Source organism: Streptomyces sp. S186 (assembly GCF_051603415.1).
GTDB lineage: Bacteria > Actinomycetota > Actinomycetes > Streptomycetales > Streptomycetaceae > Streptomyces.
Window position 1 is genome coordinate 2939709 of the sequence record NZ_CP193932.1, and the last position, 16709, is coordinate 2956417.

The 16709-nt window shown below is 75.9% G+C and carries 8 protein-coding genes; 2 read left to right on the forward strand and 6 right to left on the reverse strand.

Annotation, left to right across the window (positions count from 1 at the left end; translation table 11 throughout):
* Positions 1-79: 79 nt before the first annotated feature.
* Entirely contained in the window at positions 80-2320 is a 2241-nt protein-coding gene (locus ACRAS8_RS12165; protein WP_438485941.1) for an ATP-dependent DNA helicase UvrD2, read from the reverse strand.
* 265 nt (positions 2321-2585) lie between these two features.
* Between ACRAS8_RS12165 and ACRAS8_RS12170 the strand changes: the two genes are divergently transcribed.
* Positions 2586-2831 carry a mycoredoxin gene (locus tag ACRAS8_RS12170; protein ID WP_018536228.1) on the forward strand — a complete coding sequence of 82 codons (246 nt, stop codon included), beginning with the start codon at positions 2586-2588 and terminating at the stop codon, positions 2829-2831.
* Between the two features lie 87 nt (positions 2832-2918).
* Here ACRAS8_RS12170 and nudC read toward each other — a convergent pair whose 3' ends face one another.
* From nudC to ACRAS8_RS12195, 5 genes are all read right to left on the reverse strand, one after another.
* Positions 2919-3854, reverse strand: coding sequence for an NAD(+) diphosphatase (gene nudC, locus ACRAS8_RS12175; protein WP_438485942.1), 936 nt, complete (start codon positions 3852-3854; stop codon positions 2919-2921).
* An 83-nt stretch (positions 3855-3937) separates the two neighbouring features.
* The gene (locus ACRAS8_RS12180) at positions 3938-5344 is read right to left on the reverse strand and encodes a dipeptidase (RefSeq protein ID WP_438485943.1); all 1407 of its coding nucleotides are present in this window, start codon (positions 5342-5344) and stop codon (positions 3938-3940) included.
* Positions 5345-5354: 10 nt separating this feature from the next.
* Positions 5355-9071, reverse strand: a complete 3717-nt coding sequence (locus tag ACRAS8_RS12185) for a UvrD-helicase domain-containing protein (RefSeq protein ID WP_438485944.1) — start codon at positions 9069-9071, stop codon at positions 5355-5357.
* 81 nt (positions 9072-9152) lie between these two features.
* On the reverse strand, positions 9153-12665 hold the full coding sequence (locus ACRAS8_RS12190; RefSeq protein ID WP_438485945.1) for an ATP-dependent helicase: 3513 nt from the start codon (positions 12663-12665) through the stop codon (positions 9153-9155).
* Positions 12666-12993: 328 nt separating this feature from the next.
* The gene (locus ACRAS8_RS12195) at positions 12994-13461 is read right to left on the reverse strand and encodes an MGMT family protein (protein WP_438485946.1); all 468 of its coding nucleotides are present in this window, start codon (positions 13459-13461) and stop codon (positions 12994-12996) included.
* Between the two features lie 186 nt (positions 13462-13647).
* On the opposite strand from ACRAS8_RS12195, the gene ACRAS8_RS12200 reads away from it, so the two are divergent.
* On the forward strand, positions 13648-16680 hold the full coding sequence (locus ACRAS8_RS12200; protein WP_438485947.1) for a lysylphosphatidylglycerol synthase domain-containing protein: 3033 nt from the start codon (positions 13648-13650) through the stop codon (positions 16678-16680).
* Positions 16681-16709: the final 29 nt, after the last annotated feature.

A 16709-nucleotide genomic window follows, 5' to 3' on the forward strand; every position in this document is an offset into this window, starting at 1 on the left:
CACGGATCCATCGGATCTCGGAAGTTCCGTTGTTTCCGCTGCTTCCGAAGGCTATGGGGATGCGCTCCGCGGGCGCAAACTATTTTTCCGACGAGTTTTCCGCGGCGCCCTCCGCGCCCCCCGCGGCGCCCTCTCCGGGCTCCCCGTCCGGCTCCTCACCGGCGCAGATGGCCAGTACGTCGGCACCGAAGCGGTCGAGCTTGCGGCGGCCGACGCCGGGGATGACGGCGAGGTCCTCGGCGGCCGTCGGGACCGCCTCGGCGATGGCCATCAGGGTCTTGTCGGTGAAGACGCAGTAGGCGGGCTGGCGGGTGCGGGCGGCCTGGCCCGCGCGCCAGTCCCGCAGCCGCTCGTAGAGCGCCTCGTCGAGCTCCGAGGGGCAGTTCTCGCAGCGCATCAGCTTCATCTCGCCGGGGTCGGTCAGCGTGCGCCGGCAGACCCGGCAGCGGGCCGGGCTGCGGTGCGTCCGGCGGGGCCGGCCGGGGGCCGCCGAGCCGCTGCCGCGCTCGACGCCGCCGGTCGCGCCCGTGCCGCGGCGGTGCCCGGCCGCGCGGGAGCCGGGCCGCAGGCCGCCGAGGAAGCGGCTGGCGCCGCGCGAGGGCCGGCCGCCGGGCGAGCGGGCCAGCGACCAGGACAGCGCCAGATGGCGCCGGGCGCGGGTGATGCCGACGTAGAGCAGCCGGCGCTCCTCCTCGATCTGCTCGTCGGTGCGGGCGTGGTGGATCGGCAGCATGCCCTCGGTGAGGCCGACCAGGAACACCGCGTCCCACTCCAGGCCCTTGGCGGCGTGCAGCGAGGCGAGGGTGACGCCCTCGACGGCCGGGGCGTGCTGGGCGGCGGCCCGCTCGTCGAGCTCGGCGACGAGGTCGGCGAGGGTGGCCGCCGGCCGGGCCCGGGCGAAGTCCTCGGCGAGCCGCACCAGGGCGGCCAGCGACTCCCAGCGGTCGCGCGCCGCGCCGGAGCCGGCCGGCGGCCGGTCGGTCCAGCCCATGTCGCTGAGCACCGCGCGGACCTCGGAGGGCAGGCCGGCCGCGCCGGCGAGCAGGGTGTCGTTGCCGCCGAAACGGGCCGCGCCGCGCAGTTTGACGCCGGCCTCGCGCACCTCGGGCCGCTCGAAGAACCGCTCGGCGCCGCGCAGTTGGTAGGGCACGTCGGCGTCGGCGAGGGCCTGTTCGTAGACCTCGGACTGGGCGTTGATGCGGAAGAGGACCGCGATCTCGCCGGCCGGGACGCCGGCGGCGATCAGGTCGCGGATCCGGCGGGCGGTGCCCTCGGCCTCGGCGGGCTCGTCGGCGTACTCGGTGAACACCGGCTCGGCGCCGGGCTCGCGCTGCGAGACCAGCTCCAGGCGGTGCTCGGCGGCGCGGCCCCGGGCGCCGGCGAGCAGGCCGTTGGCGAGGTGGACGACCTGGGGGGTGGAGCGGTAGTCGCGGACGAGCTTGACGACCGTGGCGTGCGGGTGGCGGATGCGGAAGTCGAGGAGGTGGTCGGGGGTGGCGCCGGTGAAGCTGTAGATCGTCTGGCTGGCGTCGCCGACCACGCACAGGCTGTCGCGGTCGCCCAGCCACAGCTCCAGCAGCCGCTGCTGGAGCGGGCTGACGTCCTGGTACTCGTCGACGACGAAGTGCTGGTACTGGGAGCGGACCTGCTCGGCGATGTCGTGGCGGTCCTGGAGCACGCCGACCGTGAGCAGCAGCACGTCCTCGAAGTCGATGGTGCCGCGGTCCCGCTTGAGCTGCTCGTAGGTGGCGTATATCTGGCCGGTCTCGGCGGGGTCGCGGGGGGCCTCGCGGCCGGCCTTGACGAGCGCGGCCGGATAGTCGGCCGGCACCGTCTGGGTGACCTTGGACCACTCGATCTCGCCGGTGACGTCGCGCAGCTCGTTGCGGTCGAGGCGGAGGCGGCAGCGGGCGGCGGCCTCGGCGACCAGCGGGCCCTTGCGGTCCAGCAGCCGCGGCAGCTCGCCGCCGACCGCCCGGGGCCAGAAGAACTGCAGCTGGCGCAGGGCGGCGGAGTGGAAGGTGCGGGCCTGCACGCCGGCCGCGCCGAGCTGCCGGAGCCGGCCGCGCATCTCGCCGGCCGCGCGGGCGGTGAAGGTGACCGCGAGCACACTGGCGGGCTGGAGGATGCCGGCCCGGACGCCGTAGGCGATGCGGTGGGTGATGGCGCGGGTCTTGCCGGTGCCGGCGCCGGCCAGGACGCACACCGGTCCGTGCAGGGCCGTGGCGACCTCGCGCTGCTCGGGGTCGAGCCCGTCGAGCACCGCGTCGGCCGTCTCCGGGACCTGTGGGAAGAGGGTGGCGTCCGTTGCTGCTGTCACCCCGCCATGCTGCCAGGTCCGCCGGGGCGGCCGGGAAAGCCGTCCACACCGTCCGGGGACCGGTCGTACCGGTGTGCCCGGCTGGGGACGGCGGGGGGGGCGGCCGGGGCCGGCCGGGGCCGGCCGGGGCGGCGGTGCGGGGCGGCGGCGGGCGGCCGGGAATGGTCCGGGCCGGGTGGGCGTTGTGGTGGTTGGTGCCACGGTGTCGGAGCGACGCGCGTGGCACATGATCACGATCGAGACCGAGCTGAGGAGCCTGGGACGCATGGCGGGCACTGTGACGATGTACAGCACGACCTGGTGCGGATACTGCCGTCGGCTGAAGAGCCAGATGGACCGCGAGGGCATCGCCTACACCGAGATCAACATCGAGCAGGACCCGGAGTCCGCGGCGTTCGTGGAGAAGGCCAACGGCGGCAACCAGACCGTGCCGACCGTGCTCTTCGCCGACGGCACGACGCTGACCAACCCGTCCCTGGCTCAGGTTAAGGAGAAGGTGGCCGCGGCCTGAGGGCCGGGCGCACCGCGCAGAGCCGGGCCGTCGGCCGGTCCGTGAGGGAGCCGGCCGGCGGCCCTGTGCTGCCCGGGGCCGCGGGGGTCACGGCCTGGGCAGCGGCTTGCCGTACCACCTCTCGATGAGGCGGGCGGCGATGGAGATGCCGTAGGGCGGGAGGACCTCTCCGGAGGCGAAGGCGGCATCGAGGTCGTCCCGGGAGAACCACCGGGCCTCCTCGATCTCCTCGCCGTCCACCCGGATCTCGGCGGAGGTGGCGCGGGCCATGAAGCCCAGCATCAGGCTGGACGGGAAGGGCCAGGGCTGGCTGGCGACGTACTCGACGTCCCCGACGACGACCCCGGCCTCCTCGTAGACCTCGCGGGCGACCGACTGCTCGATGGACTCGCCCGGCTCGACGAAGCCGGCGAGCGTCGAGAAGCGCCCCTCGGGCCAGTGGACCTGGCGGCCGAGGAGGGCGCGGTCCTGGTCGTCGGTGACGAGCATGATCACGGCCGGGTCGGTGCGCGGGTAGTGCTCGGCGCCGCAGGCCGGGCAGCGGCGGATGTGGCCGGCCGCGGCGATGACCGTCCGCTCGCCGCAGCGGGAGCAGAAGCGGTGCATCCGCTGCCAGTTCTCCAGCGCCACGGCGTGGACGAGCAGGCCGGCGTCCCGGGGGGAGAGCAGCAGGCCGGCCTCGCGGAGGCCGGCGGCGCGGGCCGACTGGTCCATGCGGCCGGGCAGCGCGTCCTTCTGGAGGGCGAAGTAGCTGACGCCGTCCTCGTCGGTGCCGAGGTAGTAACGGTGGGCCTCGGTCAGCGGCGCCTCGAAGGACGGCGTCATGATCAGCTCGGTGCGGCCGTCGGGGGTGTCGTCGATCAGCGCCTGGCCCCCGGACACGACGAAGACGCGCGTCGTCGGGTGGCTCCAGGCCGCCGCCAGCCATGCCTCGTCGAGGCGGTGATGGGCGGAGCGGTCGATTCCGCTCGGCGCGCTGAAGGTGATCGGCCGGTCGGCCGCGTGGTCGGTCCAGGTGGTCACTGCTGTTTCCAACTCCCCCTGTGGCGTGGGTGGTTGCTGCGTTGCTGCGGGCGAGCGCGGAGCGGTGCGGCGGTGCGCGCGGGTCAGGACGGGCGCCAGGTGTCCGCCAGGTCGCCCCAGAGGTGCGCGGCGGTCTCGACGCCCTTCATCAGCAGGTCGAGTTCGACCTTCTCGTTCGGCGCGTGCCAGCCGTCGGAGGGCACCGAGATGCCCAGGAAGAGGACCGGGACGCCGAGGACGTCCTGGAGGTCGGCCGCCGGGCCCGAACCGCCCTCGCGGGTGAAGCGGATCTCGGTGCCGAAGGCCCGGCCCATGGCGCGGACGACGGACCGGAGCGCCGGGTGGTCGAGCGGGGTCAGGCAGGGGCGGGTGGCGCCCCAGAAGGTGATCTCGTGGCGGATGCCGGCCGGGAGGCGGTCCGCGACCCAGGTGCGGACGGCCTGCTGGACGGCCTCGGCGTCCTGGCCGGCGACCAGGCGGAAGGAGAGCTTCAGCTGGGCGGAGGCCGGGACGATGGTCTTGCCGCCGGGGCCCTGATAGCCGCCTCCGATGCCGTTGACCTCGGCGGTGGGGCGGGCCCAGATGCGCTCCAGGGTCGTGGCGCCGGCCTCGCCGAGGGTGGCGTGCGAGTGGGCGGTGCGCAGCCAGCGCTCCTCGTCGAAGGGCAGCTCGGCGAGGAGTTCGCGCTCGCGGTCGGTGAGTTCGATCACGCCGTCGTAGAAGCCGGGGACGGCGACCCGGCGGTCGTCGTCGTGGAGCGCGGCGGCGAGGCGGGCCGCCTCGGTGGCCGGATTGGGCACCGCGCCGCCGAACGAGCCGGAGTGGATGTCCTGGTCGGGGCCGTACAGGTCGATCTGGCAGTCCGTCAGGCCGCGCATGCCGGTGCAGACGGTGGGGGTGTCCTCGGACCACATCCCGGTGTCGGAGACGATCACCGCGTCGCAGGCCAGGCGGTCGGCGTGGCGGGCGACCAGGGCCGGGAAGTTCGGCGAGCCGGACTCCTCCTCGCCCTCGATGAGCAGCTTGAGGTTGACGGCCGGGGCGGTGCGGCCGGTCGCCGCCAGGTGGGCGCGGACGCCCAGGGTGTGGAAGAAGACCTGGCCCTTGTCGTCGGCGGCGCCGCGGGCGTAGAGGCGGCCGTCGACGGTCACCGGCTCGAACGGGTCGGTGTGCCAGCCGTCCTCGCGGGCGGCGGGCTGGACGTCGTGGTGGCCGTAGACGAGCACCGTGGGGGCGGACGGGTCCCCGGAGGGCCACTCGGCGAAGACCGCGGGCAGGCCGTCGCCCTCGGTCTCCCACACCTCGGTGACCGGGAAGCCGGTCTCCGCGAGCTTGCCGGCGAGCCACTCGGCGCTGCGGCGCACCTCGGGGGCGCGGCCGGGGTCGGCGGAGACGGAGGGGATGCGCAGCCACTCCGCGAGGTCGGCGAGGAAGGCGTCGCGGTGGGTGGTGATGTACGCGCGGACGGCGTTGTCCGAGGTGGTGCTCATACGCCCGAGCCTATCGGCCTTCCGGGGGATACCGGCCGGGGGTCTCGCCCAGCAGGATCCGTTCGAGCCCGTCCCGGCCCGGCAGGCGGGCGGGTCTGACCACCTCGCCGGTGCGGACGAAGAGGAACGCGGCGCCGACCTCGGACGGGGCCAAGCCGTACCGCTCGGCCCAGGCCAGGCGGTAGACGGCCAGCTGGAGCGGGTCCGCGCCGCCGGCGCCCGAGGAGACGTTGCGGCCGGTCTTCCAGTCGACGATCTCGAAGCGGTCACCGTCCGGGCCGGGCTCGCGGTAGACCGCGTCGATCCGGCCGCGGATCACCCGCCCGGCGAGCGTCATCCGGAACGGGACCTCCACCCGGAACGGGGTACGGCGCGCGTACGGGGTCCGGGCGAACGCCTCCTTCAGGGCCGCCAGGTCCTGCTCGTCGGCGATCTCCGCGTCCTCGCCGGGCTCGGCGCCGGGGAGCTCGTCGGGGCCGAGCAGCGGCAGCGGGAGCTCCTCGAAACGGGACTGGACCCAGGCGTGGAAGCGGGTGCCGCGACGGGCCGCGGGCTGCGGCGGGCGCGGCATCGGGCGGGCCAGCTCGCGGGCGAAGCCGTCCGGGTCGGCGGCGACGTGGAGCAGCTGGGTGGCGGTGAGCGAGGCGGGCAGCGGGACGTCGCGGACCCGGGCGCGGGAGCTCCGCAACTCGGCGGCGAGCGCCGCCAGATCGCGGTCCCAGGACGCCGCCGTGCGGCGCTCCTCGGGGAGCAGCACCGGGGGCTCCTGCTCCGGCGGGCCGGCGGGGGTGGGGGCGTGAGCAGGGCCGGGGCCGGCGGCGAGGGCTGCCGGATCGGGCTCGGCGGAGCGCTGGGCGATGAGGCGGGGGGCCGGGGCGGCGGGAGCGGCGGGAGCGGCGGACGGGACGTCCTCGTGGGGCGTCTCGTTGTGGAGTGCCTCGTCGTGGGGCGCTCCATCCTGCGGGGGCTCGCCGTACGGGGGCTCGTCATACGGAGGCCCGCCGTGTGCCGACTCGCCGTACGGGGCGTCCGGGTACGGGGGCTCGTCGTGGAGCGGGTCGCCGTACGGGTCGTGGGGCGCGTCCTCGTGGGCGGCGGGCCAGTCCTCGTCGTCCGGTGGGGGCGGCCACTCCGGGTCGTACGCGGGGGACGGGGCGGGGAGGGAGAGGGAGGTGTCGGGGGCGGCGAGGTGGGCGCGGACGGTGGCGGCGGCCCGGCGGCGGCGGGCCGTCGCGGCCGGGTCCAGCGGCAGCGGCCAGGGCTGCTCGGCGGCGGACTCGGCCAGGGCCGGATTCTCGGCGCCCTCCTCGGGCGGGTCGGCCCAGACCTCGATCTCTCCGTGGCCGGCCTCGCAGTGCTCGCGCAGCGCCGTCAGGAAGGCGGACGGGCCGCGGGGGCGCTTCTGGGTGGGGCCCCACCAGTGGCCGGAGCCGAGGAGGAGGGAGCGGGGGCGAGTGAAGGTGACATAGCCGAGGCGGAGTTCCTCGGTCTCCTGGTGCTGCTTCATCGCCTCCTTGAAGTCCTTGACGCCGCGAGCCGTCCACTCCGCCACCTCGGGCAGGGTGGCGGCGTCGCCGCGCAGGGCGTGCGGCAGGACCCTGGCGCGGCCGATCCAGGACTCGCGGGCCTGCTCGCTGGGGAACTGCCGGGTCACCAGGCCGGGCACCGCGACCACGTCCCACTCCAGGCCCTTGGACTTGTGGGCGGTGAGCACCTTGACGGTGTTCTCGCCTCCCGGGAGCGAGCTGTCCAGGCCCTTCTCGAACTGGACGGCGGTGCGCAGGAAGCCGAGGAAGGCGAGCAGGGTCGCCTCGCCGTCGAGGGCGGCGCCGCCCTCCTTGGCGGCGAACCCGGCGGCGAGGTCGAGGAAGGTGCCCAGCGTCTCCCGGCGGCGGGCGGCCAGGGCGTGCGGCGAGGCGGACAGCTCGACCTCCAGGCCGGTGACGGCGAGGATCCGGTGGAGCACGTCCATCAGCGGGTCGGCGAGCGAGCGCCGCAGGTCGCGGAGTTCGGTGGCCAGGCGGGCGAAGCGGACCCGGGCCTCCGGGGAGAACGGCAGGCCGTCGTCGGTGCCGCCGGACTCCAGGAAGGTGTCGAGCGCGTCGGCGAGCGAGACCGTCTCGGCCGGGTCGACGCCCTCGACGGCCTCGGCGAGCCGCCGCTCGGGGTCGTCCTCGGCGGAACCGCCGCGGGAGGTGTGGGCCAGGGCGCGGGCCCGGCGGCCCAGCAGGGCGAGGTCGCGGGGGCCGATCCGCCAGCGGGGGCCGATCAGCAGGCGGACCAGGGAGGCGTTGGCCGTCGGGTCCTGGAGAACCTCGCAGACCGCGACCAGGTCGGCGATCTCGGGGAGGTGGAGCAGCCCGGAGAGGCCGACGACCTCCACGGGAACATCCCGGGCGACCAACTCGCCCTGGATACGGGCGAAGTCGGCGGCGGTGCGGCACAGGACCGCGATCCCGCCGGGCGGGGTGCCGGTGCGGACGAGGTGGGCGAGGGAGTCGGCGAGCCAGCCGAGCTCTTCGGCCTGGGTGGGCAGCAGGGCGCAGCGGACCGCGCCGTCCCGCTCGGCGCCGGGGGCCGGGCGCAGTGCCTCGACGCCGGCGTGCAGGGCGCGCAGCGGGGCGGCGAGGCGGTTGGCGAGCTCCAGCAGGCGGCCGCCGCTGCGGCGGTTCTCGCTGAGGGCGAAGCGGCGGGCGGGGGTGCCGTCGGCGAACGGGAAGTGGGCGGGGAAGTCGTCGAGGTTGGCGACGGAGGCGCCGCGCCAGCCGTAGATGGCCTGGCAGGGGTCGCCGACGGCGGTGACCGCGTGCCCGGTGGGGGTCCCGGTGCCGGCGGCGCCGAAGAGGCCGGAGAGCAGCAGCCGCTGGGCGACGGAGGTGTCTTGATACTCGTCGAGGAGGACGACCCGGAACTCGTCGCGGAGCAGGGCGCCGACCTCGGGGCGGGTGGTGGCCAGGGTGGCGGCGAGGGCGATCTGGTCGCCGAAGTCCAGCAGGTCGCGGTGGCGCTTCTCGCGGCGGTAGGCGCCGACCAGGTCGAGCAGCTCCAGCCGGCCGCGGGCGGCCTCGGGGACCTTGCGCAGGTCGGCGTTGCTGAGCTTGGCGCCCTCCAGGGAGGCGAGCAGGGCGGTGTCGTGGGCGTGCAGGGCGGCCGGTTCGGCCAGGTGCTCGGCCAGCTCGCCGTCGAGGGCGAGGAGGTCCTCCACCAGGGTGGGCAGCGAGGTGGTCAGCGACGGGTAGGGGCCGGGGGCGGCGCGCAGGGTGCGGGCGGCGAGCTGGAAGCGGGTGGCGTCGGCGAGCAGCCGGGCGCTGGGCTCCAGGCCGATGCGCAGACCGTGGTCCTTGAGGAGCTGCCCGGCGAAGGCGTGGTACGTGGAGATCCGCGGCTCGCCCAGGGGCGGCTCGGCGCCCGCGGCCCTCGCGGCGGTCTCGGGAACGGGGTCGGGATCGGTGACGCCGGCCGCCAGCAGGGCAGCGCGGACGCGCTCGGCCAGCTCGCCGGCCGCCTTGTTGGTGAACGTCAGCCCGAGGACCTGCTCCGGGGCGACCCGGCCGGTGCCGACCAGCCACACCACCCGCGCGGCCATCACCGTGGTCTTGCCCGAGCCGGCTCCGGCCACGATGACCTGCGGGGCGGGCGGGGCCGTGATGCACGCCGTCTGCTCCGGGGTGAACGGGATGCCGAGGAGCTCCTTGAGCTGCTCGGGGTCGGTGATACGAGCTGACACAACCGCCACCGTAACGGCCGCCACCGACAATGCCCGCGCGAGCGGTGTCCGTGCAGGTCAGCGGGCACGGGCCGACAGCGGTCACTCCACGACCTGGCGGCCCTCCGGCTGGGCGCTGCACGAGGCGCGGAAGGCGCAGTGGGTGCAGTGCGCGCCGGTGGTGGGCGTGAAGCGCTCCTCCAGGACGCGGCCGGCGGCGGTGGCGAGCAGCTCGCCGACCCAGTCGCCGTCGAGCGGGGGCTGCGCCTGGACGGCCGGCAGCGCGTCGCCGCCCTCCTTGCGGGGCGCGCCCAGCCGCAGGTGGACCAGTTCGGCGCCGCCCGGCTCCGGCCGGTCGCCGCCGAAGGCGTCGTCGAGGGCGCCTTCGCGGACCGCGAGTTGATAGACGGCGAGCTGCGGATGGCGGGCGACCTCGGGGCCGGTCGGCTTCTGCTTGCCGGTCTTGAAGTCGACGACGTAGGCGCGGCCCTGGGCGTCCCGCGAGACGTGGTCCATGCTGCCGCGGATGCGGACCTCGTAGGCGCCGGCCTCCAGGGTGACGTCGAAGGCGTGCTCGGTGGCGACGGTGTCCCGGCCGAGCGTCTCGCGCTCCATGACGTGCCAGCGCAGAAAGCGCTCCAGGGCGGCGCGGGCGCTGTCCTTCTCCTGGCGGGACTTCCAGGGCGCGTCGAAGGCGAGCGCGTCCCACACCGAGTCCAGCCGCGCCATCAGGACGGACAGGTCGGCCGGGGTGCGGCCGGAGGCGACCTCGTCGGCGAGGACGTGGACGACGTTGCCGAAGCCCTGGGCGGCGGTGGCCGGGGCGTCGGCCTTCACCTCGCGACCCAGGAACCACTGGAGGGCGCAGGCGTCGGCCAGTTGACCGAGCGCGCTGCCGGAGAGCAGTACGGGGCGGTCGCGGTCGCGCAGCGGGACGGCGTTGTGGGTGGGCTCGTGCAGGCCCCACCAGCTGTCGGGGTGGGCGGCCGGCACCAGGGGCTGCCCGTCGTCGTCACGCAGGGCGGCCAGTTCGGCCAGCCGCCGGGCGGCCGCGTCGCGCAGCGCCGGCGACGCCTCCGGGTCGACGGTGGTGGCCCGCAGCTCGGCGACGAGCGCGGCGACCGTCAGGGGCCGGCGGGGGCGCCCGGTGACGTCCTGGGGGGCGACGCCCAGCTCGGTCAGGAACCGGGACGGCTGGTCACCGTCCTCGGCCGCGGCCTTCACCGCCGTGACCACCAGGCGCTCCCGGGCCCGGGTCGCCGCCACGTAGAACAGCCGGCGCTCCTCGGCGAGCAGGGCGCCCGGGGTGAGCGGTTCGGCCAGGCCGTCCCGGCCGATCCGGTCCGCCTCCAGGAGCGAGCCGCGCCGGCGCAGATCGGGCCAGAGGCCCTCCTGGACTCCGGCGACCACCACCAGCCGCCATTCCAGGCCCTTGGCACGGTGCGCGGTCATCAGGCGCACCGCGTCGGGGCGGACCGTACGGCGGGTGAGGGTGTCGGCGGCGATGTCCTGGGCGTCCAGCTCCTCCAGGAAATTCAGGGCGCCACGGCCGCCGGTGCGCTCCTCGGCGCGGGCCGCCGTCTCGAACAGGGCGACCACCGCGTCCAGATCCCGGTCGGCGTTGCGGCCGGCGGCCCCGCCGCGCCGGGCGGCCCGCTCCAGCCGGCCCGGCCAGGGGGTGCCGTCCCACAGCTCCCACAGCGCTTCCTCGGCCGTCCCCCCGCCGGCGAGCAGCTCCCGGGCCTTGCACAGCAGCAGGCCGAGTCGCTGGGCGCCGCGGGCGTAGCGGGGGTCGTGGGCCACCAGGCGCTCGGGCTGGGCCAGCGCGCGGGCGATCAGCTCGTCGGAGGGCGGCGGCAGGGCCCGGCCGGCTGCCCGCTCCTCCTCGCGGAGCGCCCGGCCCAGCCGCCGCAGATCGGCGGCGTCCATGCCGCCCAGGGGGGAGGTCAGCAGATCGATGGCGGTCTCGGGGTCGATCCGGAGGGTGGCGGCGCCGTCCGGGGCCTCGTCCGCCGCGTCCGCCAGGTCATCGCCCGGGGCGTCCTCCGGGGCATCGCCCTGGACGTCCTCCGGGGCGGAGGGGTCCCCGACGTGCGGGCCCGGCGTGCCGGGCGCCTCGGTGGGGGTGGGACGGACGCCAGAGGGCGCGACGGGTGCCCCCGCGGCCACCCGCAGCGCGGTCAGCAGCGGGGCGACCGCCGGTTCGTGGCGGAGCGGCAGGTCGTCGCCGTCGATGTCGAGCGGGACCCCGGCGGCGGTCAGCGCCCGGCGCACAACGGGGATCGAGCGCCCGCCGGCGCGCACCAGGACGGCCATCTCGCGCCAGGGCACCCCCTCCTCCAGGTGGGCGCGGCGCAGCAGGTCCGCGATGTTGTCCAGCTCCGCGCCCGGGGTCGGGTACGTGTACGCCTCGGCCCTGCCGCCGTCCCGTACGGGCGCCGGCTCCCGGTGGGCGCGGACGGCGTCGGCCGGAAGACGGGTGAGCGGCATCCGGCGGGTGATCTGCCGGGTGGCGGCGAGCAGGTCGGCGCCGGCGCGGCGGGAGGTGCGCAGCACGGCCACCGGGGCGGGGGTGCCGTCGGCGCGCCGGAAGGTCTCCGGGAAGTCCAGGATGCCGTTGACGTCGGCGCCGCGGAAGGCGTAGATCGACTGGTCCGGATCGCCGAAGGCGAGCAGCGTACGGCCCGGGGAACCGGGGGCGGCCGGTGCGCCCCGGTGGCCGGCGAGCGCCCGCAGCAGCCGTACCTGGGCGGCGTCGGTGTCCTGGTACTCGTCGACGTAGACCGCGTCGTAGGCGCCGGCCAGCCGGGCCGCGGCCTCCGGGCGCTCGGCCAGGAGCACCGCGCGGTGCACCAACTCGGCGTAGTCCAGCACCCCTTGGGCGTCCAGGACGTCGAGGTACTCGGCGAGGAAGGCGGCCGCGGCCTGCCAGTCGGGGCGGCCGGTGCGGCGGGCGAAGGCGCCCAGCGCGTCCGGGCCCAGGCCCAGTTCCCGGCTGCGGGCCAGCACCGCGCGGACCTCGTCGGCGAAGCCACGGGTGGTCAGGCAGGCCCGCAGCTCGTCCGGCCAGCCCACCCGGGCGCGGCCGGCGCCGGCCAGTTCCGCCTGGCCCTCCAGGAGCTCGCGGACGACCAGGTCCTGCTCGGGGCCGGAGAGCAGCCGCAGCGGGTCGGCGAAGAGGTCGGCGTGCTGGTGGGCGCGGACCAGGGCGTAGCAGAAGGAGTGGAAGGTGGTGGCCTGGGGGACGCCGGGCCAGCACCCGGCGGACGGCCCGGGGGCGCCCTCCTGGTCGGCCAGGCGGGCCGCCAGCCGGTCGCGGAGGGCGACCGCGGCCTTCCGGCTGAAGGTGAGGACGAGGATCCGCTCGGGGTCGGCCCCGTCCCGGATGCGGCGCACCACGGACTCCACCAGGGTCGTGGTCTTGCCCGTGCCGGGGCCGGCGAGGACCAGCAGCGGGCCGTCCCGGTGTGCCACCACGGCGCGCTGGCCGGCATCCAGGACGGGCGGCGCGGTCCGCTCCGGCGGGGTGCGCACCAGGCGGTACGCGCCGGGGGCGTCCCGCCGCGCGGCCTCGCGGGGCTGCGTCGGCGGAACGGCCGGAAGGGAGGAACTCACGTGGATCGCCGGTCCTGGGAGGGAGGTGCGGGTGGTGGTACGGGGGTGCCGGCCGGAGCCCGCGGGACCGCCGGGCCGACGGGCCATCGGGGCCCCGACCGTCCCGGCGTCGGCCGCGGGCCGCATCCGGGAAGGCGGTCTCCGACCGTACCGGGTCGGGAGGCCGTACCGGGTCGGGAGGCCGTACCGGGTCGGGAGGCCGTACCGGGTCGGGAGGCCGTACCGGGTCGGGAGGCCGGCCACGGACGCCCGGGGTACGCCCCGGTCGCGAGGGCGTGCGTCCGCCCCCTGAGGCACGGCCCCTGAGGCACGGCCCCTAAGGACGGCCCTAAGGACGGCCCCTAAGGCGCGCCCCGCCCCCGTCGTCGCCGTCGCCGCCGTCCCAGCGCGCCCGCCGCATGTCGATCCTCGGTATGTGGCCCTCGGACGCGGCGGACGCGCCCTTCAGCGGCGTCCCCTCGTCGCGGTAGTGGACGAGGGCGCGCAGCTCGCTGCCGGGGAGCAGGACGCCGTCCGCGCGCACCACCCGCCACCAGGGCACGGCCCCGCCGTAGAGGGCCATCACCCGCCCCACCTGCCGCGGGCCGCCGGGCGCCGGCCCCTGGGGGTGCTCCTCGTCCTTGAGCCACTCGGCGACGTCCCCGTACGTCATGACCTTGCCGGGCGGGATCAGCTCGGCGACGCCGAGGACCCGCTCGGCGTAGTCGGGCAGCTCCACGGCGGCCTCCGCCGGGCCGTCCGGCGCGGCCCGGTCGCCGGCGGCGCCGGCCCTCTCCGTGTCTCCGGTCCCCTTCATTCGGCCCATCCTGCCGCACAGCACCGACAATGGGCTTGGACGCCTGGTCCCGCGCCGGCCGGGGCAGCCCCGGAGGGTGCGGAGACCGTGTGCGGTGGCCGCGGTTCCGCTTCCCGTGGCCGCCAAATGCACCCTGATGCCTCCTCGGACCGGACGGCCGTGCCACCATCTTCCGGACGGTGACTGGTGATACGAGATCAAGAAGAGACGGCAGAACAGCAGGGTGCGGCGCCTCCACGGGAGGCGAGCGCCCCTGATGTGCTGGCAGCCGGCACCGCCCCGGGACCGGCCGCAGGGACCGCGCAGCCGCAAGGGCCGCGGGCGGCGGACCAGGGGAAGCAGCAACGGACGCCGGCGACGGCTTCCGCTACCGAAAAGGCGAGCACGATCGAGAAGGCCGAACGACCCGAGGCGTCCGCGAGGCCGGGCCGGCCCACGGCGCCCGAGCCACCCGAGCGGCAGAAGCCGGAGCGGCAGAAGCCCGTGCGGCGGACCACGGAGAGCGAGCAGGGCGGCCAGGGCGCCCAGCCGCCGGACGAGCCCCCGCTGGAGCACCACAAGACCGCCGACGGCGCGCCCCGCACCGGTGCGCGCCGCCCCGAGGGCGTCCCCCAGGACACCGGCGAGTTCCACGTCGACCGGCTCGCGGTGGACGAGCCGCTGCTGCCCGCGCGGGTGCACCGCCCCGCCGACCTGCTGCGGCTGCTGCTCGGCATCGCCGGGATCGCGCTGGTGCTGGCGCTGGCGACGTTCGCGCACGGCACCACCCAGGGCCTGAAGAACGACATCGGGCAGAGTGCCGGGGCGGCGCCGCCGCTGCTGATCAACCTGGCGGGGCTGGCGTCCAGCGTCCTGGTGCTGATCGTGCCGGTGGCCTACGCCGTGGAGCGCCTGATCAAACGGGACGGGCTGCGGATCGCGGACGGCGTGCTGGCCGCCGTTCTGGCGCACGGGGTGTCGCTCGCCACCGACCTGTGGGTGGCCGAGGCCGCCCCCGCCTCGATCCGCAGCGCGCTCACCCAGCCGCTGGCCAACGGGGCGCTCTCCCCGCCGGTGCACAGCTATCTGGCGCCGGTGATCGCCTATATGACGGCGGTGGGGATGTCCCGGCGCCCCCGTTGGCGGGTGGCGATGTGGTGCGTCCTGCTGCTGGACGCGTTCGCGGTGCTGATCGGGCGGTACACCACCCCGTTCGCCATCGTGGTGACCGTCCTCATCGGCTGGACCGTCGCCTTCGGCACGCTCTACGCCGTGGGCTCCCCCAACGTCCGCCCCACCGGCCAGAACCTCCTCGCGGGCCTGCGCCGGGTCGGCTTCCGGCCGGTCAGCGCGATGCGCGCGGAGGACACCGGCAACCCCGAGCACGCCGACCGGGGCCGCCGCTACCTCGTCGCCCTGGAGGACGGCCCGCCCATCGACGTCACGGTCGTCGACCGCGAGCAGCAGGCGCAGGGCTTCTTCTACCGGGTGTGGCGGCGGCTGTCGCTGCGCGGGATCAACCAGCGCCGCAGTCTGCAGTCGCTGCGCCAGGCCCTGGAGCAGGAGGCGCTGCTGGCCTACGCGGCGATCGCGGCCGGGGCCAACGCCCCCAAGCTGATCGCCACCTCCGAGCTGGGCCCCGACGCGGTGATGCTGGTCTACGAGCACATCGGCGGCCGCAGCTTCGACGCGCTGGCCGACGAGGAGATCACCGACGAGCTGATGCACAGTGCCTGGCGCCAGGTGGCCGCGCTCCAGTCGCGGCGGATCGCGCACCGGCGGCTGGTCGGGGACGCCCTGCTGGTGGATCGTTCCGGCAACATCGTGCTGACCGATCTGCGCGGCGGCGAGATCGCGGCCGGCGATGTGGTGCTGCGGATGGACATCGCCCAGCTGCTCGCCACCTGCGGCCTGCGGGTCGGTGCCGAGCGGGCGGTGGCCGCGGCCGTCGAGGTGCTCGGCCCGGACGCGGTGGCCGACAGCCTGCCGCTGCTCCAGCCGATCGCGCTCAGCCGCACCACCCGCGCCACCCTGCGCCACCTGGCCAGGGAGCGGGCCAAACGGGAGCGGGAGGCGGTGCTGGCCGCCTCGCAGGCCGCGAAGGAGGCGCGGGAGGCCAGGGAGGCCCGGGAGGCCCACCGCCCCCAGGACCGCAAGGCGCTGCGGGCGGTGCGGAACGCCGAGAAGTCCGCCGAGAAGCGGGCCCTGGAGGAGGCGTCGGAGGAGGCGCTGGAGGAGGATCTGCTCGCCCAGATCCGCCGGCAGGTCCTGCTGATCCGGCCGACCGCGGTGATCGAGCCGGCGAAGCTGGAGCGGCTGAGCCCGCGGATCCTGATCAGCTGGATCGCCGGTGCGGTCGCCGCGTACGTGCTGCTGTCCCAGCTCGCCAACTTCAACCTCGGCGACGTGATCAACCAGGCCCGGTGGGTGTGGGTGCTGGTCGCGGCGTTCTTCTCGGGGCTGACGTACGTCGCGGCGGCGATGAGCCTGCTGGGGTTCGTCACCGAGAAGGTCTCGTTCCTTCGGACGCTGCTGGCGCAGGTCGCGGGCGACTTCGTGAAGCTGGTGGCGCCCACGGCGATCGGCGGGGTGGCGCTGAACACCCGCTTCCTCCAGCGGGCCGGGGTGCGTCCCGGGCTGGCGGTGGCGAGCGTCGGCGCGTCCCAGCTGTTCGGGCTGGGCAGCCACATCGTGCTGCTGCTGGCGTTCGGCTATCTGACGGGCACCGAGCACGCCCCGCAGATCTCGCCGTCCCGGACGGTGATCGCCGGTCTGCTGACGGTGGCGGTGCTGATCCTGGTCGTCACGGCGGTCCCGGCGCTGCGGAAGTTCGTGGTGACCCGGGTGCGGTCGCTGTTCGCCGGTGTGGTGCCGCGGATGCTGGACATCCTCCAGCGCCCGCGGAAGCTGGTCACCGGCATCGGCGGGATGCTGTTGCTGACGGTGGCGAACGTGCTGTGCCTGGACGCCTCGATCCGGGCGTTCGGCGGCGGCGACAAGATCAGCTATGCCGGTATCGCGGTGGCCTTCCTGGCGGGTAACGCGCTGGGCTCGGCGGCCCCGACACCGGGCGGGGTGGGCGCCGTGGAGACCGCGCTGATCGGTGCGCTGACCTTCGGCGGGCTGCCGGCCGACACGGCGGTCCCGGCGGTGCTGCTCTTCCGGCTGATGGTCTTCTGGCTGCCGGTGCTGCCGGGCTGGATGGCGTTCACCTTCCTGACCCGCAAGGGCGAGATCTGAAAGGCGGCCCCGCGCCGCCGCGGCCGGCA